Here is a 23,961-nt window from a genome sequence, read left to right as displayed (position 1 = left end):
TTAAGCCTTGGTGTATGCGTTGGCGATGACCACATCGGCCAACTCGCCGGCGGCGACGGTCTTGCCGGCTTGGTCGAAATGCGCGACCACGATGCCGCCCTGGGCAGCAGCGGTCAGACGGCCGGCGGCGCCGACGGTCAGTTCCTGGCCGGTGACGTAGGTGCCTGCGGCCATGGCCATGGCGAACTCGTCGTCGGGCTTCGGCAGGTAGGCCACGCCCGACTCGCCGACTTGGTACGGCGTCATCAGCGGATCGGTGGCGAGGTTGATGCCGCCGGCGCTGTAGTAATCGCGGTCGCCCAGGATGGCGAGGCGGCCACCGCTGGCCGAGGTGGCCTGGGTCAGCTGCGCGGCGCCGATGAAGACGGCCGTGCCGGGCAGGTAGGCGCCAGCGACGGTCTTGTCGGTGATGGTGCGGGGGCGCGGAACACCGCTGCCGCTGCGGAAGATGCGGTTCATGGATGCTCCTTAGATGGCGTTGAGGTCGTAGCCAGCGAACTCGTCGCCGGGCTTGGTGGCGGCGTTCGAAGCCACCGTGACGGGCGCGGCGGTGGCGCCGGCCTTGGCCTTGAGCTCCTTCAGGCGCTCCACCGGAAACAGCTTCAGGTCATCGACCGTGAGCGAGCTGTTGACAGCCAACTCGGTGGCCAGCGTGTCGCGCTCGGCGTTCAGCGCGGCGGTGCGCTCGGCCTCGAAGCCGGCGACCTTGGAGTTGGCCGCGATCAGCTTCTCCTCGACGGGCTTGATGACCAGGGCGTTGTAAGCCGACAGCAGCTTGGAATCGTCCAGGCCCGCCGTGGTGATGCCTGCTGCATTCAGCGCGGCGAGGATGTGTTCTTTCACTGGATCGTCCTTTTGGTTGGTGATCGGCTCGTAATCGACCTTTCGGGTCACTTCGACTGCTTGCCCAACAAATGCTATGGAGCCGTCCGACGAAATGGAGTAATCCTGTTTGAAGAGCTTTGAGTCGCGGTCGCACCAGATGAAGTAGTTGGAAAACACCTCGCGCGGCCATGCGCTTTCCGGCAGCAGCGCCTGGATGCCGGAATAGATCTGGTCGAAGCTCAGCTCGTTGGAATTGCCCAAGAGCTTGCGCAGCAGCGTCTTGAGCAGGCCTTCATCACGACGGTCGTCAGGCGCAGCGTTGACGACGACGGTCTCGATTTCCTCCTGCTCGCCTTGTGCGTTGACGAACATGCCCACGCCCTCCTCCGGCGTGCCGGCGCCAGTCTCGTTGAGCAGGATGGCGAGGTGGTCGTACTGGATGTTGGTCGCGATGCAGCGGTACTTCTTGCCGCGGCTCTCGCCGTTGGCGACGACCTCGGCCAGATTGAGGCCGGTGCTCACGTGGATCGGCTCGGCGTTCGTGCCGGCGATGGCGGCGTCGAGGCGCTCGACCAAGGTGAGGCCCAGCGGCGTCGCGCGCGCCATGTCGCCGTTCACCACCACGTCGGTCAGCGTGCGGCCGCCCTCGTGCCGTACGTTGGTGCAGTACGCGCCGATCCAGGCGGTGGCCAGGGCTTCCCCGTTGGCGGCGCTGATGTGTTGACCGAAGCTGTTCTTCGGGTGACCGGCGGGCGCGGGCTTGCCGTTGAGGGTGGGCGCGCCGATGGCGAGTTGGTCGGCCGGGTAGAGCCGCTGGTTCATCACGATGTCGTCGGTCGCGCCGCAGACATCGCGGATCGTGTACTTGCTGCCGTCCTTCGTGACGTTGGCCGCGTTGACGGCGCTGACGATGTGGACTCGCTTCTGCTTCTTCATGGGCATGCCTCAGAAAGGGATGCCTCTGCATGCTAGGAAGCGCAAGAACTGGTGGCTCTGCATCTGGCTGCAAGCCGAGCAGATCACTATCCGCCACCGTCCCCTTGCCGACTTGCCCGCAGGTTCACAGGGCTTAGCTTCCCCAACCATTTACCCCTGGTCGGACCGGCTCGGCTGCCAGTAATACGGGGGACCGACCTGATGAATGCTACGAACAGATAATTCGACTTCTCATGGAGATGACCGATGGACGAATACGCGAAGCTGGTTCCTTGCCCAGAGGGCTGCACCGTGACCTACACCGGAACTAACACTGGCATCCAGCTGCGTCACGGCGAGGACTACGACTCATACTTTTTTGACGTTTTGGACAGCTCTGGCAAAGTCATCAGCCAGCATGAAGTGCGCGACTCGACGTCCGTCAACCCGCCATCGACAAGACGCATCTTTCTTCACAGATAGGTCGCCTTATTTGCCGTGCTTGCTCTGCCACGTCTTGCGCTCGTTCGCCATGGCCGACTGCAGGCTCTTGGTCAAGATGGGTTTGCCGTCCGCGTCGAGCAGCGCCTCGGTCTGGGCGCAGTAGCAGCGGAAGCGGTTGCCGTTCGTGGCGTAGAAGGCCTTCACCTCGTCGCGCGAGTACGTGCGGCCCGACCGTGAGGCGTGCCACGTGCGGGTCGTGGGCTTGAACGCCGACGTCCACAGCAACGCCGTCTTGATGCCCAACTGCTCCTCGGCGTCCTCGCTCTCTGCCAGCCGCGCCTCGCGCAGCGTGCCGGGGATCTCCGTCTGGGCATACAGCGCCGCCCGGGACTTGCTCACGTCCAGGCGCTCCATGATCTCGGCGCGCACCGTTTTGGGGTTCTTGCCGTCCACCACTGCGCGGCCGATCACGCCGGCCAGGTCCGCACGGGCCTGCGACGTCAGGCCAGTCCAGTATTCGTTCGAGCGCACCCGAGCGATCTGCGCCCGCGTGCGGTAGGGCTCGCTGAAGACGATCGTCTCCAGGCTGCGCGCCGCGGCATAGGCTGGCGACAGGTTGGCGAGGTTCGCGACCGCCTGTGCCGTGCCGAGCTGGGCCGCCTCCTCCTGGTAGACCGTCCACCAGGCGACGTGAGTGGTCTCGCGCCCATCGGCCACCCACCGGTCGAGCGCGGCCTGCAGGTCCAGCATGGTCTGGTCGAGTATCTGGGGCGTGGCGCCGTAGTGCACGCGCTCGGGAGCGCCGCTGCCCTTGTCATCGTTCTCGGCGTAGACCGGGATGCGGGCAAAGATAGCGAGCACGTCACAGCTCAGGCCTCGATACCGGCGGGCGATCTCGGCCACAGCGCGCCGCATGATGCCGGCGCTGCCGGTGCGTTCGCGCGGGTTGCCTGGAACGATCGGATTCGGCGTGCGCTTGCCCGCCGCCTGGGTCATGCCGCCTTGACCTTGCGCACGTGCCGGATGACCTGCACGTTACCCCTGCCAAAACCCTCGCCGGCCTTCTGGCCCTCGGCCGTGCCTTCACGCAGGCGGCGGGCCTGCTGGACCGCCATCCACTGCGTCTCAAACAAACCGCTCTTGTTCTTCCACGCGGCGTCGCGGCTCTCACGCACCTGGATGCGCCACTTGATTAGTTCGGATTTCATGCCGGTGCTCCTGGTGTGGCCATCGGCGCGTACAGCCGACCCGATGTAATCTGGCAGTGCGAATTGTTGACCCGGTGCATACGCGACTGCATCGGCTTGCGAAGCGCGTCCTCGAACTCGTTGAGCGTCTGCCAGTTCTTGTCGTGCTGGCAAGTTCGGCACTTTTCCATGCCGGTGCCCAAGCAGAAAGTCGTGAAGTTGGCAGCGGATGCGCTGACTGGATTAGGTGCAGTTTTCAAGGTCAGCCCCTCGTGTCAGCAGAGCAAAGGCGGCCGGCTTGCTGAAGGCTTTTCGGGTTGCATCCCTATCCGCCTCCCTCATGCTAGGAAGGAACTTTTCATTTCGGAAAAGCTGCCCTACCGGGTGCTGCGTCGTCCCCTAGGCTCTCCGCTGGCACTTTTGCCAACAGCGCATGACTAGGAGATTTCCCCATGCTGTATCACCGCACATTTCCCAACGAACTCGCGGCTCGGGAGGCCGCTCAACTCGAAGCCTTCGAAAACTACGAAATTGTCAGTCGTCCCGAGCCGATTCACGACTTTGGCCCGATGGGTTCATCAACGTTGATTCCCAACATTCGATACTTCATCGTCTATACCCCTTAGGGCAGAACCGAGCTATTTCTTTACCGCTTTGAGCGGCACCGGTGCTGCCGGGTCAGCCTGTAGATCGGTGTTCGGGTCCTCATCGAGGTCGCCCTCCTCCGGCATGCCGTCATCCTTGCGCGGCTCGAAGCCCACCATGGCGCGCAGCTCGTTCGCGTCGAACAGCGGCTCGGTCAGGCCTGCCTGGAATGCCTGCTGCATCGCCGCCGTGGCCTTGCCCAGGTTCGTGAGCTTGTCCAGGTCGCTCGGCGCGTTCACTGGGGGCCACTCGACCTCGAAGTCGCCTGCGTCAATCACGCCAGCGGCCTGCATGCGGCGCACGAACTCCTCGAGCATGGGAGTGAGGTCGTTGGCTTGGCGCGAGGCGCAGCGAGCGCCGAAGTCCGCCTTGTCCTCGTCGCTGGCCAGCCGCCCGGTCTGTTGGCCGAACAGGATGGTGAACGGGATGCGCACCGAGGCGGCGAAGAGGTTGGCCGCGATGCCGAACTGCGGCGACAGGTCGCCGATGGTCGTCTGCAGTGTGGTGGCCTCGCCGCCCTGCAGCACGATGCTGCTGTCCTGGTTGCGGTTCAGGGCCCGCGTCTGCTCCTCGTGCACATCGCGCACCGACTTCGTCGAGATGCTGCCATCCAGATTGGTCGTGGTGATGGCCTGGACGCTGGCCTGGGGGTCGTACTTGAAGACGATCGTGCGCGCACTGTTCTTCAGCGCCGACTCGGCACCGCCGCCGCTCAGCTTCTCGATGTCGACGAGGTTGTTGAAGCCGGCCTTCAGCAGCGGCACGCCCTCGAACATGTCACCGACGCTGCCCTCGGCCAGGATCTGCACCCGGCTGTGGTGCACGTCGAGCCATTCGTCGGGCTGGCCCTGGGTGTCGACGGCGTTGATGCGCCGCGCGCGGTACTGGAAGGTCTCGGGCTGCCCGTAGCGCAGCGATGCCTTGTCCTGGTCCCACTTCGTGACCTTGATCTGGTCCTCGAAGACGGGGATCAGGTCGACCAAGCGGACGGCTTTCACCAGGGGGGCCGACAGCGGCTGGCTGTCGGCCAGGCGGTAGATCAGCGCCGAATATCGGCCCACCAGGTTGCGCCGGTCTAGGTCCCGCAGCTTCTGCCAGCCATTGATCGCCTTGAGCACGGCATTCGCCTTGACCTCCCAGGGCGTTTCCTTGTCGGCCTTGGGCTGCTTGATGCGGGGGAGCTTCTGCCAGCAGCCATCGAGCAGGCGATGCACCGCGCCGTGGGCCGCGCCGCCGCGGTCGTACGCCCGCTGAAAGTCGTCGAAGGCGAGCGCATCTTTGTAGCCGTAGGACGCCCAGGCGCCGGGCCGCTTGCCATCCAGGCCCATGAAGAAGGAAAGCAGCGCCTCACGCGAGCGGATGGTATCGGAGTCGGTCATGCCGGCTCATGCTAGGAAGGCTAGGAAGCTACCATCAACCACCCAGACTTTAGGTGTAACTGCTGGAGGCAGAAATTGAGTAGCAAAAAGATCGAGATTGGCAGAGAGATCACTGAGGGAGTCAGCGAAGTTCTACAGGCAGCCGGCGAAGCTGGCATTCCCGGGATTGGACTTGTAGCAAGAGTAGCCAGGACTTATTACGATCGCCATCTCCAAAAGAAATTCCATACTTTTCTCTCTGACGCCGAGATTGATCAAGATATGATCAATAAGATAGTCGCAGACGAAAACTATTCAAATCACTTGTACGCGGCATTGGAAGCAATTCGGCAGACACATTCAAAAATTGGTGTTGCCGCGATCGCTCTTATTTATAAGGACCACTGGAAAGATAATGACTATCTTCTTGCCGCAACACGCGCTTTCTCGCAAGTGAGCGACAAGACCCTAAACGCCTTCTTGACACTTTATGAATCAATTCGGGGGGACATGACTCATCTCGAACTGAGCACCTGGATAGACGGAGAGGGTCACTTCCATGATTTGTACAATGAAGCAGTAGAACTCATTGGCAGGAATTTTTTTATGATGAGTACTGGAGCGTCTATGCATTCCAATGGTCCGGTGCAAGCAATGAAATGGACCCATACGAGTTCATACTACGAATATTGCATTGCCGCCAAAGCCAAAATTCAACGGGAACCGTCCTAACTCGTAGGCTAGGTCAAGCAACTTCACGTTAACCGCCTCCGTCAAAAAATACAACAGCGCGTTAAATGGCTCCACTTTCCCTTCTCCCGGACCTCCTGTTTTTATTTAAGAATAGCCGGTATTTGTCTTTGAGCAGCCTGTGGCGGGCCATTGCTGCAAGACACTCCGCGCTGCGGCGTACTTAATTAATACCATGCAAAAATCTGATTGGATTGCTCTAGGCGCTTTTTTCATCTCCTGTGCAAGCTTCTTTGTGTCTTTCTGGAATTATCGGCGCGACTCCGCAAATTTGAAGGTTTCTGCCGATTTGATATCAGGAGGCAGTTATGAACCTTATATACAGATAAAATTTATAAATACTGGAAGAAGACCTGCTTATATTTTGGCGATTGGCGGCAGAAATAAAAAATTTGGTTTTCGTGGCCAGTCTTTCAGCAGCGAAAATGGCGGGCTGGAAATCAAAGAAAGCGCCCGAAAAGATTTTAACTATGGCACACACGAACTACAAACTTTTGACGAAGGCGAAATGATTGAGTTTGAATGTCTTCAATATGTTGATAGCAACCAGAGAAGAATAACTATCAAAGGATCGACCCTGGCAATTAAAAATTTGCGCCAAATCACATAAAAATTCCTGCCTGCGGGTGCATCAACCCGTTGAACGCTCGCGCCGCGCCGTCAATCTGGTCGTCATAGGTGCCGTTCGGAAACAAGCGGCATTCGTCGACGAATTCCTTGTTCCATGCCCCACGCAGCAGCATGACGTTGCCCACGTTGATCTGGCTGGCCATCGGCGTCGCTCGGGTCACCTTGTCTCCGGTTTCCGGGCTGAAGTGCAAGTTGTGTCCAGCCAGCATTAGCGCGAACGACTGAACCTGGCTCTTGCCGGCCTGGCCCGGGTCTTGGGGAATGCTTTGCTTCACTCGCCCTCGCCCGTCGCGGTCGGCCGTGTTCTTCAGGAGCGCATCGCGCTGGTGCGACTCAAGGCGGTCGCGCACCACGTCGGCAATGATGTAGCGGCCGTCAGCCAGCCGGCCCATCTTCGGCCCTGCCGTGTAGTCGCCCTTCAGTGAGGCGCCGAGGTCCCAGCCGCGGCACCACTCGACGACGTTGGCCGGGATCGCATCGACGATCGACATCATGTCGGGCTTGATGACGCCGCCGGCAGCCGGCGCGGGCCGCTGCTGAAACTGGCCGGCGACGGCGTAGTCGCCCATCACCTTCTTGTCGCGGTCGACCACGTGGCGCGGGAAGCGCTCGGGAAAGAGCAGCTCGCCGGGCTCGGTGCGCGGATCCACGAAGCCCAGACTGGTCGGCGGCCGCGGCGCCTCAAACTCCATCGGCAGGCACAGGTGGTCGTAGCCCAGGCCGCTGCTCGTGATCTCGCCCGAGATGTCCTTCTGGTTCAGGCGCTGCATCACGATGATGATGGCCGATTTGTCCGGGTTGTTCAGGCGGGTCGGCAGCGTCTCGCGGAAGATCCGGTTCGCCGTCTCCAGCTGCGCGACCGAGTGCGCGTCCTCGACGCTGTGGGGGTCGTCCCAGACGACGCGATCGCCACGCTTGCCGGTCATTGATCCCACCGGACAGGACTGCCGCCAACCCGTGTTCGCGTTCTGGAAGTAGGTCTTCTGGTTCTGGTCGCCCATGAAGGGCGTGGGCCACAGGCGCTGGTACCACTCCGACTGCACCAGGTGGCGCATCTTCATGCTGTCGCGCGTAGCAAGGCTCTCCTCGTGGCTGGCGCCGATGAATCGCAGATGCGACAGGCCGCGCGGGCCCCATTCCCAGGCCGGCCAAAACACCGAGACGCACATCGACTTCATGGTGCCCGGCGGCACGTTGATCAGCAGGCGGTTGATGTCGCCCGCCGTGACGGCCTCCAGGTGCTCCGCCATCGCATCCATGTGCCAGCCATGCAGGTACGGCTGGCCGGGCTCGAGGACATGCCACGCGCGCCGTATGAACGTGACCAGGCTGCGTTTGCAGGCCTCGCGCTCGATCGCATCCCACTCGACGTCGCTGAAGTTAACCACGGGCGTTGAGCAGCTCTTGCAGCGTGGCGTCGGAAAGCCTCGATGGGTCGAGCGTCGATTCTGGCGGCGGATCCTCGTTCAGCTTCTTGACCGTGTCCTTGTTCGCGGCCATCAGGTTCAAGGCGATGTTGGCCGAGTCGTTGGCCAGGCGCGTAAGCACCATGACGCCCTTGAGGCTCTCGGCCGAAGCGAGCGGGCTGGCGTCATCGATCTTGCCGACCTCGGAGTTCGCAAGCGCATTCAGGCGGTGAGCGGTCTTGGCGCCGTACTGGGCCGCGCTGGCAAGGTCGTCCGAGATCGAGCGCAGTTTGGCTGCGAGGTTTTGCGCAGTTATGCGCGCAGAAATCGGCAATGCCATCACCGCGCGCTCGGTCGCAACCATTTGATTTGCAACGCTTTTTATCTCTTCGACCTGCGCAGATTTGCGCGCACGAATCGCAGCTTCTGAGACGCCGAACTCCCTGGCGAGCGCCCGGGTCGGCTCACCTTCGAGCATCCGGCGCTCGACGTCCGCCCACTGGGCTTCGGTCAGCTTGGACTTTCGGCCCATGTGCGGCTCCCTTTCACCTTGAACTTCTGCTTAGGCGGCCGCGGCGGCTTCTGGCGGGCGCGGCGCTGGCGCTCCTTCTCAGCCCATTCGTCCGTGTCCTGCTCACGCACGGAGATGTGGCGGGTGACGCTGCCGTCCCTGACGATGACGCTGGTGCGGGCCGGTAGGGAGCCCCCGCCCCCCGGGGCCGGGCCCCGTCGTTGGATCGATGCGCCCATCTCGAAGACCGAACGCAGGCCCAGGACGCTGGGCAAGCCTGCGCCGCGCGCGGGCACGATGCGCTGCACGGGTTCCAGGTCGTTCACGGCTTTGCGGCCCATCGTTCCTTTCGTCTCTGAACATGGCGCTCTATGCTGCGGAGAGGCGATGTCTTGCGGGAACAGCTGGAGCTGCTGGGAGGCAGTCCAGGGCACATGCGGGCGGCCGGTCCGGCGCGGGCGGTGGTTCATGCCTTTTCTCCTTGGGTGCGCTGAAGCTCTTTCAGCTTGAGGACGTAGGTTTCCTTGAGCGCGATCAGCTCCTCGCGCGTCCACTTGCGCGGGCTGTTGCTGGCTTCGAGCTCTTCCACCCGCTCCCAGCCGATGCGCTTGATGAGACCGATGCGGTAGTCGACGGCGCGGCCGGCGCCGTACCGGTTGCACTGCTTGCGCTAGGCGTGGCAGTTCGCCTCGTCGAAGCGCAGGTGCGAGGCGCTGCCCGTGGAGCGGTAGTGGCCGGCGTCGTAGCGGCCGCCGATGTCGCCCATCCCGAGCGGCTGGCCGCAGCAGATGCAGGGCTGGCCGGCGTCACGCGCGCGGATGAAGGCATTGAAGGCGGCCTGCGCCTTCTTGGTGAGCTTCGGAATCGTCTCGAGGGCGCGCTTGCGCTGCCGATCGAGCGCCCGTTCCACCTTCGCGGCGGCCAGCGCCTTCTTCTTGCGCGCGGCTTCCTTCTTCAAGGCCTGGGCAGCGAGCCACGCGTCGATGCAGTCCTCGTGCAGGACGTGGCGCGCCAGCTCGACGGGCATGCGCTCGCGGCAGTGCTTGCACCGGTTGGGCTTCGTCGTGCCTCGCGCGATCACCGGTCGCTCCCCGCCAGGAAGTGCCGATGCCACGGATCGCGGATCTGGCGCTTGAAGGCGATGCGTGCCTCCGGATTGGTGTCGAACTCCTTGCGCGACTCCACCCCGCAGACGAACTTCATGACCTCAGCGGCCTGGGCCGCGGTCTTGACCTTCTCCTGGCCAGGGAAGCGCTGGTTCAGGAAGTCCCAGAACACCGGCTCGGCGCAGCGCAGGACGGACCAGTAGCAGTTCTCTCCGATGGGATGGCGCTCGCGCGTTCGTGCTGCCGTTACGGGAATCTCCGTTTCGGGCTGCTCGTCATCGCCGATCTCGACGAAGACGGCCATGAAGCGACGGCCCTCCTTGCCGATGAAGGAGCCCAGTTCGTCGCGGCCGGGCAGCTGCAGGACGATCTGCTGGCCGCCTTTCGGACTGTCGGCGTGATAGCGGTACTGGACCTCTCCAGTGAACGTCGGCGTCATCGCGGCACCTGCCCGTGGAAGTACGCCATCGGCAACGGCGTGAGCCAAGCAGCGCGCACCTCGTAGGCACGGCCAAGCCAGCCGTCTTCGATCTGGGCCACCCGCACCGCGGCGCCCGAGTCCAGCGCCATCACGCGGCGCCCCCCGTGGTCGTACGTGTGGCCTTGGCGGGCTTCGCGAACCACTTCACGCGGGCGGCCGTCGTCGCCGCCGGCGCCGCTTGGTGGTGCTGGCAGCTGTGCTCCGCCGTCGTGTTCGATCCCGATTTGGCCTGGCACTGGCCGTAGCCGTGCGCAATCAGCGGGGCACCCTTCATCTGCCAGTTGGCACAGTCGATGCACTTCATGCGGCATGCCCCTGCCCCCATGCGAACACGCTGTTGGGGATGGCGCCGGTGCGCGCGGCGCGGACGGCGGCCTTCGCCTTGGCGCTCGCCTGTGCAGCGGCTGCCTGGTCTTCAGCCTGCTCGGCCAGTGCCGCGGCCTCGGCCTGCAGCTGCTCGGCGTGCTGCTGGCCCAGCGGCGTGATGGCGTAGGCAAACTCTTGGCGCTGCCCTGCGCACTCGCCGATGAGGCGGATCTCGGACAGGGCGTTGATGACGCCAGCCTTGTTGATCTTGGTCGACTGGGCGATCTGCGTCGGCGTACGGGCAACGCCATCGGCCAGCAGCAGGATGATCCGATCGATGTTGGTCATGCCGATGCCCCCGGGAAGATCGACCGCTCGGCCACCGCGTCCTGGGCCATCTTCAGCACCGTGCGGCTGGGCTTCTGACCGCCGGCCGCCACGCGCGCCAGGAGGTCCCGAGCCCACTGCTTGCCATCGCGGCCGGTGTACGGGCGGCCGGCGATCGGCGCCAGCTTGCGCAGTTCGGCGGCGACGCGCGAGGGATCGGCCGGCGCGACTTCGATGCGCGGCACGTCCGGCATCGGCGCGCGGCGGGCGATGGCGCGGAACTGAAGCACCGTCGGCGCCTGATCGGTAGGCAGGTTCTGCAGCGCCCAGGCGATGGCCTCGGGGTGGTGCGCGAACCCGGCCAGCTCGTGCGACCAGTCGGTCTTCACGGCGTTCAGGTCCACGTCCTGCCAGCGGCGCAGGAAGGCTTGGCCGTAGGTCAGCGTGAGCTTGTCGAACAGGGCATCAACCCAGGCGGCGGGGAGTGACATCGGTGGCTTTCACGTCGAGGAAAAATTGATCGGCGGGCTTGTAGGCGGCAACACCCGGGGCGGCTTGCTGGGTGCGCTGGCGCTGCTCGGACCGCCACTGCGGCTCGGCCGCACCTCGGGCGGCGGGCAGCGGCGCTACGGCGGCATCGCGGCGGCGGCCTTCGGCGGCGGCCAGGGCATAGGCGAAGGGCTTTTTCTTCTCGACCGCGTCTTTGGCGGCGGAGGTGAGTTCGTCGAGGGTGATGCCAGCATCGAGGAGCGCGATCAGGGTCGGGCTCGATGGATTCGTGTCGGCCATGCCTTGGCTTCGCATCGCCTTGCATGCCTCGCCGGGCGTCGTGCGCGCTCCATCCACGCTAGTGGATGGAATCTCCTCTTCTCTCCTCTCCTCTCCTCTAGGCGTTTTTTGGCGTGACGTGGCGCGACATGGCGTGACGGCATCGGTCACGCCATCTGTCGCCAGAGGAGGAACGGTGTTCTGCGACTCACGTGCGCGCTGGTTGCGCTTGCGCTCGGCCGCGCTGTCGTCCTCGCGTTCGCGCTTGGGCTGACGCTTCTCCCAGGAGGTGACCTGGCAGTCCTCGCCGTCGACCAGCGAACGTGCGCGCATGGCATCGAGGATGCGAGCCGACTGACCGTCTTCCAGGCCCAGGGCGCAGTCCATCGCTTCGTCGTCGATCGCGCCGGCAGCACCGCGCTTCTCGGCCATGCTGGCTGCTTCGAGCAAGGACGCCCAGACAGCGATCACCTCGGCGACCGAAGATTTCGAGCGCTTGGCCACCAGCTTGAACTTCGGGTCGTTGACGGACCCGTGGTGCCAGCGAAACCAGTCGATGCCGCCGGCCATCAGATACCGCCCCGCTTCAGCGCGTCGCGCCGATCTGCGTTGTGGTTGGCGCTGGCGCGCGGGATGATCGTGATCGCGTTGGGCTGGCGCTCGACGTCGAACAGACCCTTGATGCGATACAGCCGGCCGCGGCTGGGCGGCACGTGCGTCGGTGGCCGGCTCTTCCAATCAAAGACGGATTTCATGACTTATTTCCAGGCGCGTAACGCAAAAGTTCGGCTGCTCATCGGCGCCGAAACGGGAGCACGACGCCGGTCACCTTCGGCGCGCGGATGAAGTCCTTGCGAATGCCTCGTGCGAACAGTTCGGCCGAGGCTTCTTCGAAAGTGAGCCCCTGCTCGAGTGCTTGTTTCTTCAGCAGATCGGCCACGAAGGCAGGGACCTCGAAGGAGATGTCTTGGGGCTCTTGAATGGGCATGTCGTCGTTCTTCGTTACGCGCCAGTCACGTACCCGTGGCTCGCAAATCCAGAGGCGAAAAGCCAGAATTCCCACCGAACTCCTGCTGCACCTTCTCGAGGAAGTAGTCGCGGACCCAGGCGGTCTTCTGCATGCCGTTGAGCTCGGCAATGGCCGCGATGAAGCGTTCGGTTTCGGGGGTGATCGAAAGATTGATACGGACAGTCCGTGCGTCTTTCCGGTTGGCGTACATGGCAAGTGCCTATCGAAGGGAAGTTGATGAAAGCGGGAAAATGGGTGGAGGCGTCAGTCGTTCTCATCCGTGCGAAACGGATCGAACAGGCACAGCACGAAGAGGACGAGCAGCAGCAAGAGGCAGCTCAGGACGTACTCGAATGGGGACTCGTCCATGGGTCAGCCCTCGAAGAAGTGGAGGACCAGGGCGCTCACGGCGAGCGAGGCGATGGTGATGACGGTGCCGATGTCAGGCATGGCTCAAGCCCCCGCCTTGGCAGTACGACGGGCAGGCTTGGTGAGCTGCACGCGAAGCAGCTTCCAATTCGCCTTTTCGTTCAGCTGTTCGCAGGGAATGCCCGTAGCGGCCGATACCTCGCCGCACCGTTCGACCGAGACGCGGCCTACCTTGAGCCAGTGCTCCACGTGCTGCCGCAGCACGCCGCAGCCCACGGCCGTGGCTAGCTTGCTGGTGCTGTTATCGAACATCTCGACAGCTCGCTGGATGCCAGTCTTCTCAGTCATAAATCGCGCCTCGTGCAAAGTAGTTTGCATTGTGTCATGCAAACAAGCTTGCACGCAAGGGGCGCAAAATCTTTTGCTATGAAATCAATCGGTGAACAGGCCAAAGAGTTCCGCCTAGCCAAGGGCTGGAACTACATCGAGATGGCCAAAGAGGTGTCGCGCTACCACCGTACAACGGTGAGTCGGCAGCTGATCACCCAACTGGAAGAGAAAGGCGACCGACGTCCTCAGTATCTGTCTGCGCTAGCGAGGACCATGGGCACAACGGTCGAAGTACTTGACCAGGGGTTGTTCTCAGTCGCGGACAAGGGAATAGTCTCCGACCACATCGTCCTGAACGAAGCCTTAACTACTGGACAGACATACAGCGAAAGTACTCAAGACCGTGAAGTAGTTCACATCCCACAGTACGAAGCGGGAGGAGCGATGGGGCAAAACCTCATCCTGCAAGGGGATCAGCCCGGCATCATTCGTCACATGGCAGTGACTCAAGAATGGGCTCAGAAAAACCTCAAGGCGCACACGGGCCTGCAGAACCTTTGCATCGTCACGGGCTTCGGCGATTCCATGAAGCCAATGTACAACCCAGGTGACCCACTGATCTTGGATAAGGGAATCACCACCTGCGAGGTCGACGCGGTTTATTTTTTCCGTGTCGATGGGCACGGTTTTATAAAGCGATTGCAGATCATCCCGGGGGAGGGAATCAGAGTCATTTCTGTCAATAAAGACTACGAGCCCTGGACCATCAAACGCGATAGCGATTTCGAGGTTTTCGGCCGCGTTATGAAAGCGTGGCGTGGCGAAGATCTTTAACCTAATGAAAGCGTTAACGCTCTATTGTTTAGGTTTAGGCCTTTGCGGCGCCTTCTTGCTTGGGTGCGGCGCAGCTCCAACTCGCGCTCAAGATCCAAGTCGCTATGCTCTTGTTTCAAGTGGAGTTGTCCCAACCCGATCTGCGCCAGCGCTAATCGAATGTTTGACTGAATCTTTCAAAGTCTTGAATTCAGGAAACACAGCTTTTTCGGTGCAGCAAACAAGAGTTGCCACCATTACAAGGATTGAGGTATATGTGAGCCGTGTCAACCTAGCAGTGAGCGCTGATGTTTTCGACAATGGACTGACCGAGTTGAGGCTTGCACCAGATCCATTCGGAATGTTCACGAAAGAGCCAACCGCTTACCGGCAATGTGTTGACAGCGTCAATGGCAAATCTTAATTTGAAGTGCTTGAGGCTGAATAAAAGAGCAATCAATTGACCAATCCTTCACCCGAAAAAGTCGCGATTGAAATCCCCGAAGCCGTTTCAGAATTGCTTTTTCACATCGGACACTACATTCCTTCAGATGATCCGCGCATCATTGGTTGGATTGATGATTTGACCAAAGCTATGCCGGCTGGACGGGCCGAAGCCTTCCTTGCGATGGCTGTTGTGTCACACATCACTGGCGACATCGATCGCGCCGTGAGATTCTTTGAGCGCGCCGAGACTGCAGGGGCACCGAGGCAGTGGCTTGCGCGTTTACGGTGCGCGGTCTATCAAAACCTCGGATTCTTTACTGAAGCTGTGATACACGGCCGACAGGCGTTCTCGATTGAGGTGCACAATGTAGGCATGGGTTTGCCAATCGTTGCTGCTGCAGGTGGTTTTGGGTTCGTTGCCGAATTGCTTGAGCAGGCTCGTTTAGGACAGGTAGACCTTGGGTATGTGGAACAGATTGAGGAGATTCGTCAAATTGCTCAGTTTGCGCAAAGCAACGATATACCCGACGAGCGTTTTTCGGCAGTCCTAGACATTGCAGGCAGCCTCATGCGCGAGCGCCAGCTGATCTGGCTAGACGATGCGCCGCAGCTATCTTTTGACGAGGAGATGGATTGTCCTGGCGTGCGTTGGCGAGTAGACATGAGTCCTGAAGATGCGACAGACATGAGCTTCAAGTTTATCGAGCGACTTGTTGCAGCGGACTTGGATTCGGTTCCACTGACCGTCGGCTTCATCGGATCCCGAGCCGATGAAATGGAAGAGGCCAACTGAGATGGCTGTCACTCCTAACGATCTTCTAGAATGTGCAGCCGCTCTTACCAAAAACACTGGCGGCGTCGAAGCGCATGTGCGGGCTGCCATCAGTCGGGCTTACTACGCGGCCTATCACGATTGTGTTGCTTTTCATGACGCACTTCCGGCCAAAGGGACACTTCCTCAGAACTTTTCACGGCAGGGGATGCATGTAGAGTTTGCGGCCATGCTGGGAAATCCATCGGCTGATCTGCCTAAGGACAAACAAGTCGCGTCACGTGAGCGAGCAGTTGCATTGCGTCGCTTACACGGTGATCGAGTCGTTGCAGACTACAGACCCAAAAAAACGCTTTCGGCTTCCGAGGCCCGTACTGCAATGGCGGCCGCTAGGCGAATTGTTGCCATGACTTAGGAAAAGACGATCACATCGTTCAACTGAGCCCGCCGCGCGCGGGCCTTTTGTTGGGTGCACTCAACGTCAAGCAAGTCTCAAGCCGCCTACTCACGCCACTGCATGCAAACTTTCTTGCTTTTTTTCTTGCTTTGTTAGCAAACTTGTTTGCATAATTGCTCCAACGCCAGACACCCCGTCAGGCGAACAGGAGCAAGCGATGGAGAGCAAACAGAAGGCAGGCCACCTGGGCGAAGCGCACGAGCCGGCCGAGCACGACATGAGGCGCCAGCCGCGCATCGACCCGAGCAAGCGCGTGGAAGAAAAAATCCCCACGAGCCACTACCTCACGGCCGCGGGCGTGATCCTCTTCTTCGTTTGCTTCGCCATCGGCGGGCTCAAGCTGGGGGGTATCTGGTGAACGCCGGCTACCACCCTCTCCACGTCCTCGACATCTCGGAAGAGGAAGTCAGCGAGGAAGAGAAGGACGTGATCGCCGGCAACAACCACGTATGCGGCGCACTTGTCATCGCGTTCATCGGCATGGTGGTCGCTGCTGCGCTCGGGGTGCTGCTGTGATCACCGCCAAGCACACGCCCTTTCCGGTGCTCACCAAGGCGCTGGCCGCCCTGCGCATGGTCAAGGATCTGGAGCCCTCGCAGTCGCTCACCAGCGCCCAGTGGCTGCGTGTCGTGCACGCCCACAACGAACTCGAAGGCCACATCGACGGCTTTCAGCTCGACGCCAAGGCGGACGCTGCCATCACCCGCGGCCCGCAGATCGCCCAGGCAATGGGTGTGCAGCTGCCAGCGAGGAGCATGTGATGGCCCGCGCCCTCGTCTCCACGCAGCTTGCCCGCACGGCGGAGCGATTCAGCCGAGTTCTCGGCCAGAACAACCCGGCCGTTCGCTCCAGCACTGCTCGCATCGTGCCCATGGCCACGAAGCAGCGCGTGCACCCCGCTGACCGGATCGTTGGCTGGGGATGCGCCTTCGGAGCCTTCGCTCTCGTCGGCTTCGCCTGCCTGGGGTGGCTGTGATGGATTTCGACTTCCAGCCCACCGTCAGCCTGGTCGAGCACCGCACCAGCGCTGCGCCGGCGCCCTCCTCTGAGTCCGGCCCCTCCTTCTTCACGGTCCTCGTCGTCTTCATCGTCGGCCTGCTGATCGTCATCCCCAGCCTCGCCTGGCTGGTCCGCCACCTCGTCCGCTCCTGATCGCCAACCACCATGACCGACCTCGTAACTCAGCAGCGCCAGCCGGCGTTCGACCTCAGCCCGCAGACCTTCGAGCAGGCGCTGACCTTCAGCAACTACCTCGCCGACAGCGACCTGGTGCCCAAAGACTTCAAGGGCAAGCCGGGCAACTGCCTCGTCGCCATCCAGTGGGGGTTCGAGCTCAACCTCAAGCCGCTCCAGGCGATCCAGAACATCGCGATCATCAATGGCCGCCCGTCCCTGTGGGGTGATGCAGTCATCGCCCTGGTGCGCGGCAGCACCGTGTGCGAGTCGGTGATCGAGACCGACGACGGCCACACCGCCACGTGCCGCGTGAAGCGCCGCGGTGAGACCGAGCAGGTCCGCACCTTCAGCATGGACGACGCGAAGACCGCCGGCTTGGCGGGCAAGCAAGGCCCCTGGACCCAGTACCCGAAGCGGATGCGCCAAATGCGCGCCCGTGCCTTCGCCCTGCGTGACGTCTTCCCCGACGTGCTGCGCGGCATGCCGATCGCCGAGGAGGTGATGGACACGCCGGCCGAGCGCTTCATGGGTGCGGCCGAGGTCGTGAGCGATCCGAAGCCCGTGGGCTGGCCGTCCGATACCTGGGAAGCACGCCTCGCCGAGTGGCGCAAGGCCATCGCTGCCGGCCGCGCCACGGCGGATGCCGTGATCACCAAGGCCCAGACCAAGCACGCGCTGACCGATGCGCAGAAGGCCGCCATCCGTGCGCCGATCGAGAACGCCGCGCCGGCTGTCACCGCCGGCGACGTGTCGCGCCGCCTCGCCGAAGCCCAGAACGTCGACGCTCTGAACGAAGCCGCTGCGCTCATCGAGGCCGTGGCCGACGCCGACATCCGCAAGGCCCTGGGCACCGAATACGACGCCCGCCTCGCCGACCTCAACGCCTGAAGGAACCGCCATGGACATCATCGAACACGCTCAAGGCTCGGCCGCCTGGCTGGCCCACCGCGCCACGCACTTCAACGCCAGCGATGCGCCAGCCATGATGGGCTGCTCGCCCTACAAGACGCGCACGCAGCTCATCCACGAGATGCACACCGGCCTGACGCCGGAGGTCGACGCCGCCACGCAGCGCCGCTTCGACGACGGCCACCGCTTCGAGGCGCTGGCCCGACCGGTGGCCGAAGAGATCGTCGGTGAGGACCTCTACCCGGTCGTCGGCGCAAAGGGCAAGCTGTCCGCGTCCTTCGACGGGCTGACCTTCGACGAGGCCACCGGCTTCGAGCACAAGACGCTGAACGACCAGCTGCGCGCCGCGCTGATGTCGGACGCAGGCGCCGACGCCCTGCCGCTCGCCTACCGCGTGCAGATGGAACAGCAGTGCATGGTGTCGGGCGCGACCCGCATCCTCTTCATGGCCTCGAAGTGGGCCGGCGTGGAGCTGGTCGAGGAAATGCACGCCTGGTACGAGCCGGACGCCGAGCTGCGCGCCGCGATCCTGGCCGGCTGGGAGCAGCTCGAGAAGGACGTGGCGGCCTACGTGCCCGCCGAAGTCAAGGTCGAGGCCGTCGGACGCACGCCGGAGACCCTGCCGGCCCTGCGCATCGAGGTCACCGGCGCGGTGATGGCCAGCAACCTGCTCGCGTTCAAGAAGCACGCCCTAGCGGTCTTCGGCGGCATCAACCGCGATCTGACCACCGACCAAGACTTCGCTGATGCAGAGAAGACGGTGAAGTGGTGCGGCGACGTCGAAGACCGCCTTGCCGCGGCCAAGCAGCACGCGCTGAGCCAGACCGAGAGCATCGACGCGCTGTTCCGTGCCATCGACGAGATCAGCGCCGAGGCGCGCAGCACCCGCCTCGAACTCGACCGACTGGTGAAGTCGCGCAAAGACCAGCTCCGGCTAGAGATCGTTCGCGAGGGAACGGCCGCCCTGGCCAAGCACGTTGAGAGCCTGAACGCCCGCCTGGGCAAGGTCTACATGCCCGAGCAGTTCGGCGACTTCGCCGGCGCCATCAAGGGCAAGCGCACCGTCCAGAGCATGCGCGACGCCGTCGCCAGCACGCTGGCCAAGGCCAAGATCGCGGCCAGCGCCATCGCCGACCGCATCCAGGCCAACCTGGCGCTGATCGGCGAGCAGGCGGCCGAGCACGCCTTCCTGTTCCCCGACGAGCAGGTGATCGTGCAGAAGCTGCCGGAAGACCTGGAGCGGCTGGTGAAGTCACGCATCGCCGAGCACGCAGCGGCCAAGCAGCGCAAGCGCGACGCTGAAGCGCTGGCCGCTGCCGCGCTGCAGACCGCCGCCGCACCGCCTCCCTCGCCCGCACCCATTACAGCCTCCGGCGCTGTCATGCCGCTGCGCGCGACGCCCATTACAGGCGCCGCCGCTGCTGCGCCAGCCCCCGGCGCCGTGCCGACGCTGCGCCTGGGCCAGCTCAACGCGCGCATCGCGCCGCTGCAGATCAGCGCCGAAGGTCTGGCGTCGCTGGGCTTCCCGGCCGCCGGCCGCGATCGCGCTGCTGTTCTGTACCACGAGGTCCAATTTCCCGCGATCCGCGCTGCGCTCGTGCAGCACCTGCAGGGCGTCGAAGCCCAGCAAGCCGCTTGACTCGACATCCCACCAGAGACCCCATGAACGTCATCCCCAAGATCAAGATCATCGACGCCCTGGTATGGGCGCGAGAGCTGGCGCCAGATCACGACGGCGCCTGCACGGCTGTGGCGCAAGCTCTGGCCATCCCTGTCGAGTCGGTGCGCAAAGTGGCGGCCGAAGAGATCGCGGGCTGCGGTGAGGAGCTGGCATGAAGCGCGACAACTCGATGTGCACGAGCTCCAGCGCACGAGGTGCGGATATATCGGAGAGCCGCAGTGTGAAGCTAACTCTTGATCAGCAGCGGAATGGCCACTGTCGCAGCAGCAGCCAACGCGCTGACTGCCGAAGCGATAGCCGCCAGCAAAGCCCAACGCGCAGAGCGCTCCGTAGCTGCAATTGTTCTGCGCGTGTCCTCAAGAGCGCGCGACTCAGCCGCTGCAGCCTCCTGCCGATCAAAACGAATAAGCCAGGCTCTCGCGGATGTCTCAGCAGCCTGCATGAAAGCACGCTGCTCAAAAGCAGCACGAATTTCAGGCTCCTCATGCTCAGCCGCAAAGCCCTCGAAGTCTTGTGCCGTTGTCATGTACTGAAAACGTGGCATCAATCCCTCCATCCATCTTGCTCGTTCCACCGGATCCATTTGCACTCCTCTGATTCGGGAGTCGCAGTATGAAGCACCAGTCCACATTCTTCGACGGCGGCCAGCGCTTGCAGATGACCGAGTCCATCGAGATGACGATCCAGTCGCTGCAGGCTTACGGCCCGGACCACCCGCACTGGGGCATCGCCTGGTCGGGCGGCAAAGACAGCAGCGCCACGCTGACCATGATCATGTGGCTGATCGACACCGGAAAGATCCAGCGCCCGAAGACGCTGACGGTGTTCTATGCCGACACCCGCCAGGAACTGCCGCCGCTAGCGATCGCTGCCGAGCAGATCATGGACGAGCTGCGCGAGCGCGGTATCGAGATCCAGGTCGTGACGGCACCGATGGACAAGCGCTTCATGGTCTACATCCTGGGCCGCGGTGTCCCGCCGCCGAACAACAACACGCTGCGCTGGTGCACACGCCAGATCAAGATCGATCCGATGGAGCAGGCGCTGCGTGAGCGCGTTGAGCAGCTCGATGGTCAGATCCTGATGATCACCGGCGTGCGCCAAGGCGAGAGCGCTATCCGCGATCGCCGCATCGAGATGTCGTGCAGCAAGGATGGCGCCGAGTGCGGCCAGGGCTGGTATCAGCAGGTGCTGCCCAACGCCAAGGGCTTGCGCGGCCGGCTGGCCACACTGGCGCCGCTCCTGCACTGGCGCGTGTGTCATGTCTGGGAGTGGCTGAAGCACTGGGCGCCGCAGGAGGAGTTCGGCGACTGGAGCACGGCCATCATCGCGGACGCCTACGGCGGCGACGAGGCGGAGGAGATCAACGCGCGCACCGGCTGCACGGGCTGCCCGCTCGCCGCCGAAGACACCGCGCTGCAGACGATCCTGCGCAACCCGGCCTGGGCGTACCTGCAGCCGCTCACCGGCATCAAGCCGCTTTGGCGCGAGCTGCGCGAGCCGAAGCACCGAATCAAGAAAGCCGGCCTAGAGCGCCTGAAGGACGGCGGCATCGCCAAGAACCCGCAGCGCATGGGCCCGCTCACGCTCGAAGCGCGGCAGATGGGCCTGAACCGAATCCTCGGCATCCAGGCGGCCTGCAACGTCACGGCGGACCTGCAGCGCCGCCCGCGCATCAGCCTGATCAACGCCGAGGAGGAAGCACGCATCCGCGCGCTGATCGCTGTCGGCACGTGGCCGGATGGCTGGGAAGGTGACGAGCCAAGTGCTGAGGCCGTCATGCCGATCGTTTATCAGAACGGTGCAGTGCAGCCGCTGCTGTTCTCTGCCGAGGAAGCCTGACATGACCACCCTCACACCTGCACCTGAAGTCATTTGGGAATGCAAGATCGGCGGCCCAGTGCCAGGCACGATGCCGGACGGATGGGACTTTCTGATGCGCCATGCCGTGAAAGATGCATTCCATTTGGTGGCCGGCGTCGACGCCGAGTTCACCTTCTCGGGACGCGGCCAGTTGACCGAGATGGAGCGCGCGGTCGTTGAGAAACGTGCCCCCGTCCCCGCAGCCAGTAAAGCGGCCACCCTGCCGCCATTTGATCCCACGGACGCAATGGTCAACGCAATGGTGCGGGAATTGCTCGCCGGGCCTCGCTACGAGTTCTGGGAGGACCGAGCAACTGCCGCTTGGAAAGCTGGCTATCGTGCCGCTCTCGCCTCGCAGGAGGCAGCACAGCCGACGAGCCCCGGCCCGCTGACAGCCGAGCAATTCACGGAGATCATGCGCCTGCACGACGAAGCCGCAATCGCACGCCGCGATTTGAAAGTCGGCGGCAACGTGCCTAAGGATGAGGCCGACAAGAGCAGAGCGACACGCCGCCGCCTGTACGAATGTCTCGCTGCTCTTGCCTCCCCGCAGGTAGCTCCGACCCAAGCGGCAGAGGACGCACGAGACGCGGCGCGGTATCGGAAACTTCGGTCGATCACCTGCACGCCGCTCGCTGTCATTGAGATCAGCGGCACCACGGAGAACGACTGGGACGTTCTGACAGAGGAAACCCTTGATATCGCCGTCGATGCCCTGCCAGAGCCCACCCAAGGAGAGCAGGCATGAGCACCACAGTCCTATTGCGCAAGCCATCCGTGCTGTCAATGACTGGCTTCGGCACCACAACGCTCTACGACCGCATCAAGTCGGGGCTGTTCACGCGGCCGATCCGCATCGGAGCCCGGCTTTCAGCTTGGCGCGCATCCGAAGTGGACGAAATCAACCGTGCCATCGTCGCCGGCAAGTCCGATGAAGAGATACGCGCACTGGTGAAATCGCTGGAAAATGCCCGCATGGAAGCCTCCAAGGGGTTACTTTCCAGCTGAAAAAAACGGGGGCAGGTTTGGGGGCAACCGGTTCACGAGCCACCCTCAGAATGCAGCAATGGCGCGGCTTCCCAGCCATCTTGTGACCGACGCCTGCTCCGCCAGTTAGTCAATGAAAAACGGGACCTCGCGTCCCGTTTTCCATTTCCGACTGAGCTGTGCGCTACTCCCAGGCAGAACGCCTAGTGATCGCTGTCTTGCCATCCGGCAAAACGCCATTCAGCGGGGAGACCCACTGCCGCACCACGCACATCGGCGTCGCATACACCGCGACAAGTGCCGCATCGACCCAGACTGCGCCCATCCGACGCCATGCGGACCGCACGCACGTCGCCGTTGACATCGCCTCGAAGAAGAGCACGCATTCCATGCACGCGATGACGACGCAGCGGGAAAACCGAAGAGCCCGATTCCTCTTCAGACAGCGTTTCTTTCTCCGCAGCGACGGTGCACCCAAGCAAACCACATGGGCCACTGGAACCCCCGGACTTTCACTCCTTGAACTTCTCGAATTCGAGCCGAAACACCGTTGAAGCGATCGACGGGCAAGCGCAGGCATGGGTCGACCGCATGAGTTCAGGCCTGTTTCCATTGCTGTTCCCGCAGCCATGGCGGGCGATCAAAGCCGGGCGTTCGCCACGAGCTTGGCCAGGCCTCGGACCTTCGGCGGCTTCTTGATGACATGGTCGAATATTCTGGCCTGTCCGATGTGTCCCTTTCTCGCGGCCTGAACGCTGAGCGCGATCATGAGCGGCTTCTGGACCGGACAGGCAATGAAGATGGTGCCGGCGATCGCTTCGCCACGCATGCCTTCATTGCCGAAATCGATGATGACGGCGTCGAGTTTGGCCTCGGCGATCCACATCAACGCGGATTGCACGGTGTGGGCGCACATCACGTTCATTGCCCATTGACGCCTTCGCAGCTTTTCCGCCAGGGAACAAGCCGCCACGACGTCACTGCTGACAATCAGCACCGAGGCCGCGGGCGGGGCAACACAGGCCAACGCCGACGACATGTCGATCGCAATGGCAGCACCTGCGTTGTTTGCAGCTTCTTCTTCCGCTCGTTTCGTCGACACGAGTGACCTTCCTCGTCCTTGCGGATCCAGACCGGATCGGCATGCATCACGCCCAGGCCGGTTCGGGATCAGCGATGTTCCATGGTGGATGCAGCACGCCGACCGCGCATCGAACCGGTGCCGGGACTGGCGACGGTTCCATCCCCAGAAACGCTGGCAAACCAGATGCCCATGCGTCGCCCAGGCCAGCGACCTGTACGCGATCGTCTTCGCGGGAGTGGCGAGCGCCTTGATGCGGTTCGGCGTGCGGGGCGCCTGGCCGCTGCAATGGATCGGCGCGGGCATGACGCTCTACGGCGCGCTCTACTTCGTCGCACACGACGGCACGGTGCATCGACGCTGGCCGTTGCGCTGGACGCTGGACACCACGCAGCGGCTACCTCAAGC

The 23,961-nt window shown here is 62.9% G+C and carries 36 protein-coding genes and 1 pseudogene; 16 read left to right on the top strand and 21 right to left on the bottom strand.

Annotated features, from left to right (window positions below):
- The 5 genes from NF681_11405 to NF681_11385 all read right to left on the bottom strand — a co-directional run bounded on the left by NF681_11405 (nt 1) and on the right by NF681_11385 (nt 3,631).
- Entirely contained in the window at nt 1-459 is a 459-nt protein-coding gene (locus NF681_11405) for a hypothetical protein (protein UST52950.1), read from the bottom strand.
- A gap of 9 nt (nt 460-468) precedes the next feature.
- Nucleotides 469-1,761, bottom strand: coding sequence for a hypothetical protein (locus NF681_11400; protein UST52949.1), 1,293 nt, complete (start codon nt 1,759-1,761; stop codon nt 469-471).
- A gap of 468 nt (nt 1,762-2,229) precedes the next feature.
- Complete coding sequence (locus NF681_11395) at nt 2,230-3,180, bottom strand: phage minor head protein (GenBank protein ID UST52948.1); 951 nt, start codon at nt 3,178-3,180, stop codon at nt 2,230-2,232.
- Nucleotides 3,177-3,392, bottom strand: a complete 216-nt coding sequence (locus NF681_11390) for a hypothetical protein (protein UST52947.1) — start codon at nt 3,390-3,392, stop codon at nt 3,177-3,179. Before NF681_11390 ends, NF681_11395 begins: the two co-directional genes overlap by 4 nt.
- Nucleotides 3,389-3,631 (bottom strand): hypothetical protein, encoded by a 243-nt coding sequence (locus NF681_11385; protein UST52946.1) that lies wholly within the window; start codon nt 3,629-3,631, stop codon nt 3,389-3,391. The genes NF681_11390 and NF681_11385 overlap by 4 nt, the downstream gene beginning before the upstream one ends.
- 192 nt (nt 3,632-3,823) lie before the next feature.
- Here NF681_11385 and NF681_11380 point away from each other — a divergent pair, with 192 nt between their 5' ends.
- Complete coding sequence (locus NF681_11380; GenBank protein ID UST52945.1) at nt 3,824-3,997, top strand: hypothetical protein; 174 nt, start codon at nt 3,824-3,826, stop codon at nt 3,995-3,997.
- A gap of 12 nt (nt 3,998-4,009) precedes the next feature.
- On the opposite strand, the gene NF681_11375 is transcribed toward NF681_11380, so the two are convergent.
- Nucleotides 4,010-5,395 carry a DUF1073 domain-containing protein gene (locus NF681_11375; protein UST52944.1) on the bottom strand — a complete coding sequence of 462 codons (1,386 nt, stop codon included), beginning with the start codon at nt 5,393-5,395 and terminating at the stop codon, nt 4,010-4,012.
- Nucleotides 5,396-5,470: 75 nt separating this feature from the next.
- Between NF681_11375 and NF681_11370 the strand changes: the two genes are divergently transcribed.
- Together NF681_11370 and NF681_11365 are read left to right on the top strand one after the other, a co-directional pair.
- Complete coding sequence (locus NF681_11370) at nt 5,471-6,106, top strand: hypothetical protein (GenBank protein UST52943.1); 636 nt, start codon at nt 5,471-5,473, stop codon at nt 6,104-6,106.
- A gap of 193 nt (nt 6,107-6,299) precedes the next feature.
- Nucleotides 6,300-6,734 carry a hypothetical protein gene (locus tag NF681_11365; GenBank protein ID UST52942.1) on the top strand — a complete coding sequence of 145 codons (435 nt, stop codon included), beginning with the start codon at nt 6,300-6,302 and terminating at the stop codon, nt 6,732-6,734.
- On the opposite strand, the gene terL is transcribed toward NF681_11365, so the two are convergent.
- The 13 genes and pseudogenes from terL to NF681_11300 all read right to left on the bottom strand — a co-directional run bounded on the left by terL (nt 6,727) and on the right by NF681_11300 (nt 13,385).
- Complete coding sequence (terL, locus tag NF681_11360) at nt 6,727-8,142, bottom strand: phage terminase large subunit (protein UST52941.1); 1,416 nt, start codon at nt 8,140-8,142, stop codon at nt 6,727-6,729. The genes NF681_11365 and terL overlap by 8 nt on opposite strands.
- On the bottom strand, nt 8,135-8,692 hold the full coding sequence (locus NF681_11355; GenBank protein ID UST52940.1) for a Hin recombinase: 558 nt from the start codon (nt 8,690-8,692) through the stop codon (nt 8,135-8,137). Before NF681_11355 ends, terL begins: the two co-directional genes overlap by 8 nt.
- Entirely contained in the window at nt 8,671-9,141 is a 471-nt protein-coding gene (locus NF681_11350; protein UST52939.1) for a hypothetical protein, read from the bottom strand. The genes NF681_11355 and NF681_11350 overlap by 22 nt, the downstream gene beginning before the upstream one ends.
- Nucleotides 9,138-9,698 (bottom strand): annotated as a pseudogene (locus NF681_11345) (recombination protein NinG). The gene NF681_11350 and the pseudogene NF681_11345 overlap by 4 nt, the downstream one beginning before the upstream one ends.
- A gap of 50 nt (nt 9,699-9,748) precedes the next feature.
- On the bottom strand, nt 9,749-10,216 hold the full coding sequence (locus NF681_11340) for a hypothetical protein (protein ID UST52938.1): 468 nt from the start codon (nt 10,214-10,216) through the stop codon (nt 9,749-9,751).
- On the bottom strand, nt 10,213-10,401 hold the full coding sequence (locus NF681_11335; GenBank protein ID UST52937.1) for a hypothetical protein: 189 nt from the start codon (nt 10,399-10,401) through the stop codon (nt 10,213-10,215). Before NF681_11335 ends, NF681_11340 begins: the two co-directional genes overlap by 4 nt.
- A 157-nt stretch (nt 10,402-10,558) precedes the next feature.
- Nucleotides 10,559-10,912 carry a hypothetical protein gene (locus NF681_11330; GenBank protein UST52936.1) on the bottom strand — a complete coding sequence of 118 codons (354 nt, stop codon included), beginning with the start codon at nt 10,910-10,912 and terminating at the stop codon, nt 10,559-10,561.
- Nucleotides 10,909-11,382 carry a hypothetical protein gene (locus tag NF681_11325; protein UST52935.1) on the bottom strand — a complete coding sequence of 158 codons (474 nt, stop codon included), beginning with the start codon at nt 11,380-11,382 and terminating at the stop codon, nt 10,909-10,911. The genes NF681_11330 and NF681_11325 overlap by 4 nt, the downstream gene beginning before the upstream one ends.
- Nucleotides 11,357-12,229 carry a hypothetical protein gene (locus NF681_11320; GenBank protein UST52934.1) on the bottom strand — a complete coding sequence of 291 codons (873 nt, stop codon included), beginning with the start codon at nt 12,227-12,229 and terminating at the stop codon, nt 11,357-11,359. The genes NF681_11325 and NF681_11320 overlap by 26 nt, the downstream gene beginning before the upstream one ends.
- Nucleotides 12,229-12,414 carry a hypothetical protein gene (locus NF681_11315; GenBank protein UST52933.1) on the bottom strand — a complete coding sequence of 62 codons (186 nt, stop codon included), beginning with the start codon at nt 12,412-12,414 and terminating at the stop codon, nt 12,229-12,231. The genes NF681_11320 and NF681_11315 overlap by 1 nt, the downstream gene beginning before the upstream one ends.
- 38 nt (nt 12,415-12,452) lie before the next feature.
- On the bottom strand, nt 12,453-12,647 hold the full coding sequence (locus NF681_11310) for a hypothetical protein (GenBank protein UST52932.1): 195 nt from the start codon (nt 12,645-12,647) through the stop codon (nt 12,453-12,455).
- A gap of 25 nt (nt 12,648-12,672) precedes the next feature.
- Nucleotides 12,673-12,879, bottom strand: coding sequence for a hypothetical protein (locus tag NF681_11305; GenBank protein UST52931.1), 207 nt, complete (start codon nt 12,877-12,879; stop codon nt 12,673-12,675).
- Nucleotides 12,880-13,121: 242 nt separating this feature from the next.
- On the bottom strand, nt 13,122-13,385 hold the full coding sequence (locus NF681_11300) for a helix-turn-helix domain-containing protein (GenBank protein ID UST52930.1): 264 nt from the start codon (nt 13,383-13,385) through the stop codon (nt 13,122-13,124).
- Between the two features lie 78 nt (nt 13,386-13,463).
- Between NF681_11300 and NF681_11295 the strand changes: the two genes are divergently transcribed.
- The 10 genes from NF681_11295 (at nt 13,464) to NF681_11250 (ending at nt 19,777) form a co-directional block, all read left to right on the top strand.
- Nucleotides 13,464-14,201, top strand: a complete 738-nt coding sequence (locus NF681_11295) for a LexA family transcriptional regulator (GenBank protein UST52929.1) — start codon at nt 13,464-13,466, stop codon at nt 14,199-14,201.
- A 439-nt stretch (nt 14,202-14,640) separates the two neighbouring features.
- Nucleotides 14,641-15,420, top strand: coding sequence for a hypothetical protein (locus NF681_11290; GenBank protein ID UST52928.1), 780 nt, complete (start codon nt 14,641-14,643; stop codon nt 15,418-15,420).
- A 593-nt stretch (nt 15,421-16,013) separates the two neighbouring features.
- Nucleotides 16,014-16,214 (top strand): hypothetical protein, encoded by a 201-nt coding sequence (locus NF681_11285; protein UST52927.1) that lies wholly within the window; start codon nt 16,014-16,016, stop codon nt 16,212-16,214.
- The gene (locus NF681_11280) at nt 16,211-16,372 is read left to right on the top strand and encodes a hypothetical protein (GenBank protein UST52926.1); all 162 of its coding nucleotides are present in this window, start codon (nt 16,211-16,213) and stop codon (nt 16,370-16,372) included. The genes NF681_11285 and NF681_11280 overlap by 4 nt, the downstream gene beginning before the upstream one ends.
- Nucleotides 16,369-16,617, top strand: coding sequence for a hypothetical protein (locus NF681_11275; GenBank protein UST52925.1), 249 nt, complete (start codon nt 16,369-16,371; stop codon nt 16,615-16,617). Before NF681_11280 ends, NF681_11275 begins: the two co-directional genes overlap by 4 nt.
- Nucleotides 16,617-16,832, top strand: coding sequence for a hypothetical protein (locus tag NF681_11270; GenBank protein ID UST52924.1), 216 nt, complete (start codon nt 16,617-16,619; stop codon nt 16,830-16,832). The genes NF681_11275 and NF681_11270 overlap by 1 nt, the downstream gene beginning before the upstream one ends.
- Nucleotides 16,832-17,008, top strand: a complete 177-nt coding sequence (locus NF681_11265) for a hypothetical protein (protein UST52923.1) — start codon at nt 16,832-16,834, stop codon at nt 17,006-17,008. The genes NF681_11270 and NF681_11265 overlap by 1 nt, the downstream gene beginning before the upstream one ends.
- Nucleotides 17,009-17,020: 12 nt before the next feature.
- Nucleotides 17,021-17,920, top strand: a complete 900-nt coding sequence (locus NF681_11260) for a hypothetical protein (GenBank protein ID UST52922.1) — start codon at nt 17,021-17,023, stop codon at nt 17,918-17,920.
- Between the two features lie 10 nt (nt 17,921-17,930).
- Nucleotides 17,931-19,580, top strand: coding sequence for a YqaJ viral recombinase family protein (locus NF681_11255; GenBank protein ID UST52921.1), 1,650 nt, complete (start codon nt 17,931-17,933; stop codon nt 19,578-19,580).
- Nucleotides 19,581-19,603: 23 nt separating this feature from the next.
- The gene (locus NF681_11250; GenBank protein UST52920.1) at nt 19,604-19,777 is read left to right on the top strand and encodes a hypothetical protein; all 174 of its coding nucleotides are present in this window, start codon (nt 19,604-19,606) and stop codon (nt 19,775-19,777) included.
- Nucleotides 19,778-19,848: 71 nt separating this feature from the next.
- Here NF681_11250 and NF681_11245 read toward each other — a convergent pair whose 3' ends face one another.
- Nucleotides 19,849-20,205, bottom strand: a complete 357-nt coding sequence (locus NF681_11245; GenBank protein UST52919.1) for a hypothetical protein — start codon at nt 20,203-20,205, stop codon at nt 19,849-19,851.
- Between the two features lie 29 nt (nt 20,206-20,234).
- On the opposite strand from NF681_11245, the gene NF681_11240 reads away from it, so the two are divergent.
- The 3 genes from NF681_11240 to NF681_11230 are packed head-to-tail and all read left to right on the top strand — an operon-like array spanning nt 20,235 to nt 22,493.
- Complete coding sequence (locus NF681_11240) at nt 20,235-21,464, top strand: phosphoadenosine phosphosulfate reductase family protein (protein UST52918.1); 1,230 nt, start codon at nt 20,235-20,237, stop codon at nt 21,462-21,464.
- A 1-nt stretch (nt 21,465) separates the two neighbouring features.
- Nucleotides 21,466-22,233 (top strand): hypothetical protein, encoded by a 768-nt coding sequence (locus NF681_11235; protein UST52917.1) that lies wholly within the window; start codon nt 21,466-21,468, stop codon nt 22,231-22,233.
- Nucleotides 22,230-22,493 carry an AlpA family phage regulatory protein gene (locus tag NF681_11230; GenBank protein UST52916.1) on the top strand — a complete coding sequence of 88 codons (264 nt, stop codon included), beginning with the start codon at nt 22,230-22,232 and terminating at the stop codon, nt 22,491-22,493. The genes NF681_11235 and NF681_11230 overlap by 4 nt, the downstream gene beginning before the upstream one ends.
- Nucleotides 22,494-23,112: 619 nt before the next feature.
- Here the strand turns inward: NF681_11230 and NF681_11225 are convergent.
- Nucleotides 23,113-23,859 (bottom strand): hypothetical protein, encoded by a 747-nt coding sequence (locus NF681_11225; protein UST52915.1) that lies wholly within the window; start codon nt 23,857-23,859, stop codon nt 23,113-23,115.
- Between the last annotated feature and the right edge of the window lie 102 nt (nt 23,860-23,961).

It is taken from the genome of Comamonadaceae bacterium OTU4NAUVB1, from assembly GCA_024372625.1.
Classification (GTDB): domain Bacteria; phylum Pseudomonadota; class Gammaproteobacteria; order Burkholderiales; family Burkholderiaceae_C; genus Variovorax.
Note: the sequence above shows the minus strand (reverse complement) of the source record. Positions and strands in the feature narration are given on the sequence as shown.

Bases quoted from the DNA above. Each gene is read 5' to 3' on its own strand.
- NF681_11380 (UST52945.1), top strand. From the start codon at position 3,824: ATGCTGTATCACCGCACATTTCCCAACGAACTCGCGGCTCGGGAGGCC.
- NF681_11375 (UST52944.1), bottom strand. From the start codon at position 5,395: ATGACCGACTCCGATACCATCCGCTCGCGTGAGGCGCTGCTTTCCTTC.
- NF681_11300 (UST52930.1), bottom strand. From the start codon at position 13,385: ATGACTGAGAAGACTGGCATCCAGCGAGCTGTCGAGATGTTCGATAAC.
- NF681_11225 (UST52915.1), bottom strand. From the start codon at position 23,859: ATGCCCGCGCCGATCCATTGCAGCGGCCAGGCGCCCCGCACGCCGAAC.
- NF681_11340 (UST52938.1), bottom strand. From the start codon at position 10,216: ATGACGCCGACGTTCACTGGAGAGGTCCAGTACCGCTATCACGCCGAC.
- NF681_11405 (UST52950.1), bottom strand. From the start codon at position 459: ATGAACCGCATCTTCCGCAGCGGCAGCGGTGTTCCGCGCCCCCGCACC.
- NF681_11245 (UST52919.1), bottom strand. From the start codon at position 20,205: ATGGATCCGGTGGAACGAGCAAGATGGATGGAGGGATTGATGCCACGT.
- NF681_11315 (UST52933.1), bottom strand. From the start codon at position 12,414: ATGAAATCCGTCTTTGATTGGAAGAGCCGGCCACCGACGCACGTGCCG.
- NF681_11230 (UST52916.1), top strand. From the start codon at position 22,230: ATGAGCACCACAGTCCTATTGCGCAAGCCATCCGTGCTGTCAATGACT.
- NF681_11255 (UST52921.1), top strand. From the start codon at position 17,931: ATGGACATCATCGAACACGCTCAAGGCTCGGCCGCCTGGCTGGCCCAC.
- NF681_11350 (UST52939.1), bottom strand. From the start codon at position 9,141: ATGAACCACCGCCCGCGCCGGACCGGCCGCCCGCATGTGCCCTGGACT.
- NF681_11265 (UST52923.1), top strand. From the start codon at position 16,832: ATGGATTTCGACTTCCAGCCCACCGTCAGCCTGGTCGAGCACCGCACC.
- NF681_11390 (UST52947.1), bottom strand. From the start codon at position 3,392: ATGAAATCCGAACTAATCAAGTGGCGCATCCAGGTGCGTGAGAGCCGC.
- NF681_11365 (UST52942.1), top strand. From the start codon at position 6,300: ATGCAAAAATCTGATTGGATTGCTCTAGGCGCTTTTTTCATCTCCTGT.
- NF681_11260 (UST52922.1), top strand. From the start codon at position 17,021: ATGACCGACCTCGTAACTCAGCAGCGCCAGCCGGCGTTCGACCTCAGC.
- NF681_11270 (UST52924.1), top strand. From the start codon at position 16,617: ATGGCCCGCGCCCTCGTCTCCACGCAGCTTGCCCGCACGGCGGAGCGA.
- NF681_11295 (UST52929.1), top strand. From the start codon at position 13,464: ATGAAATCAATCGGTGAACAGGCCAAAGAGTTCCGCCTAGCCAAGGGC.
- NF681_11305 (UST52931.1), bottom strand. From the start codon at position 12,879: ATGTACGCCAACCGGAAAGACGCACGGACTGTCCGTATCAATCTTTCG.
- NF681_11395 (UST52948.1), bottom strand. From the start codon at position 3,180: ATGACCCAGGCGGCGGGCAAGCGCACGCCGAATCCGATCGTTCCAGGC.
- NF681_11250 (UST52920.1), top strand. From the start codon at position 19,604: ATGAACGTCATCCCCAAGATCAAGATCATCGACGCCCTGGTATGGGCG.
- NF681_11240 (UST52918.1), top strand. From the start codon at position 20,235: ATGAAGCACCAGTCCACATTCTTCGACGGCGGCCAGCGCTTGCAGATG.
- NF681_11400 (UST52949.1), bottom strand. From the start codon at position 1,761: ATGAAGAAGCAGAAGCGAGTCCACATCGTCAGCGCCGTCAACGCGGCC.
- NF681_11285 (UST52927.1), top strand. From the start codon at position 16,014: ATGGAGAGCAAACAGAAGGCAGGCCACCTGGGCGAAGCGCACGAGCCG.
- NF681_11310 (UST52932.1), bottom strand. From the start codon at position 12,647: ATGCCCATTCAAGAGCCCCAAGACATCTCCTTCGAGGTCCCTGCCTTC.
- NF681_11330 (UST52936.1), bottom strand. From the start codon at position 10,912: ATGACCAACATCGATCGGATCATCCTGCTGCTGGCCGATGGCGTTGCC.
- NF681_11235 (UST52917.1), top strand. From the start codon at position 21,466: ATGACCACCCTCACACCTGCACCTGAAGTCATTTGGGAATGCAAGATC.
- NF681_11355 (UST52940.1), bottom strand. From the start codon at position 8,692: ATGGGCCGAAAGTCCAAGCTGACCGAAGCCCAGTGGGCGGACGTCGAG.
- NF681_11320 (UST52934.1), bottom strand. From the start codon at position 12,229: ATGGCCGGCGGCATCGACTGGTTTCGCTGGCACCACGGGTCCGTCAAC.
- NF681_11325 (UST52935.1), bottom strand. From the start codon at position 11,382: ATGTCACTCCCCGCCGCCTGGGTTGATGCCCTGTTCGACAAGCTCACG.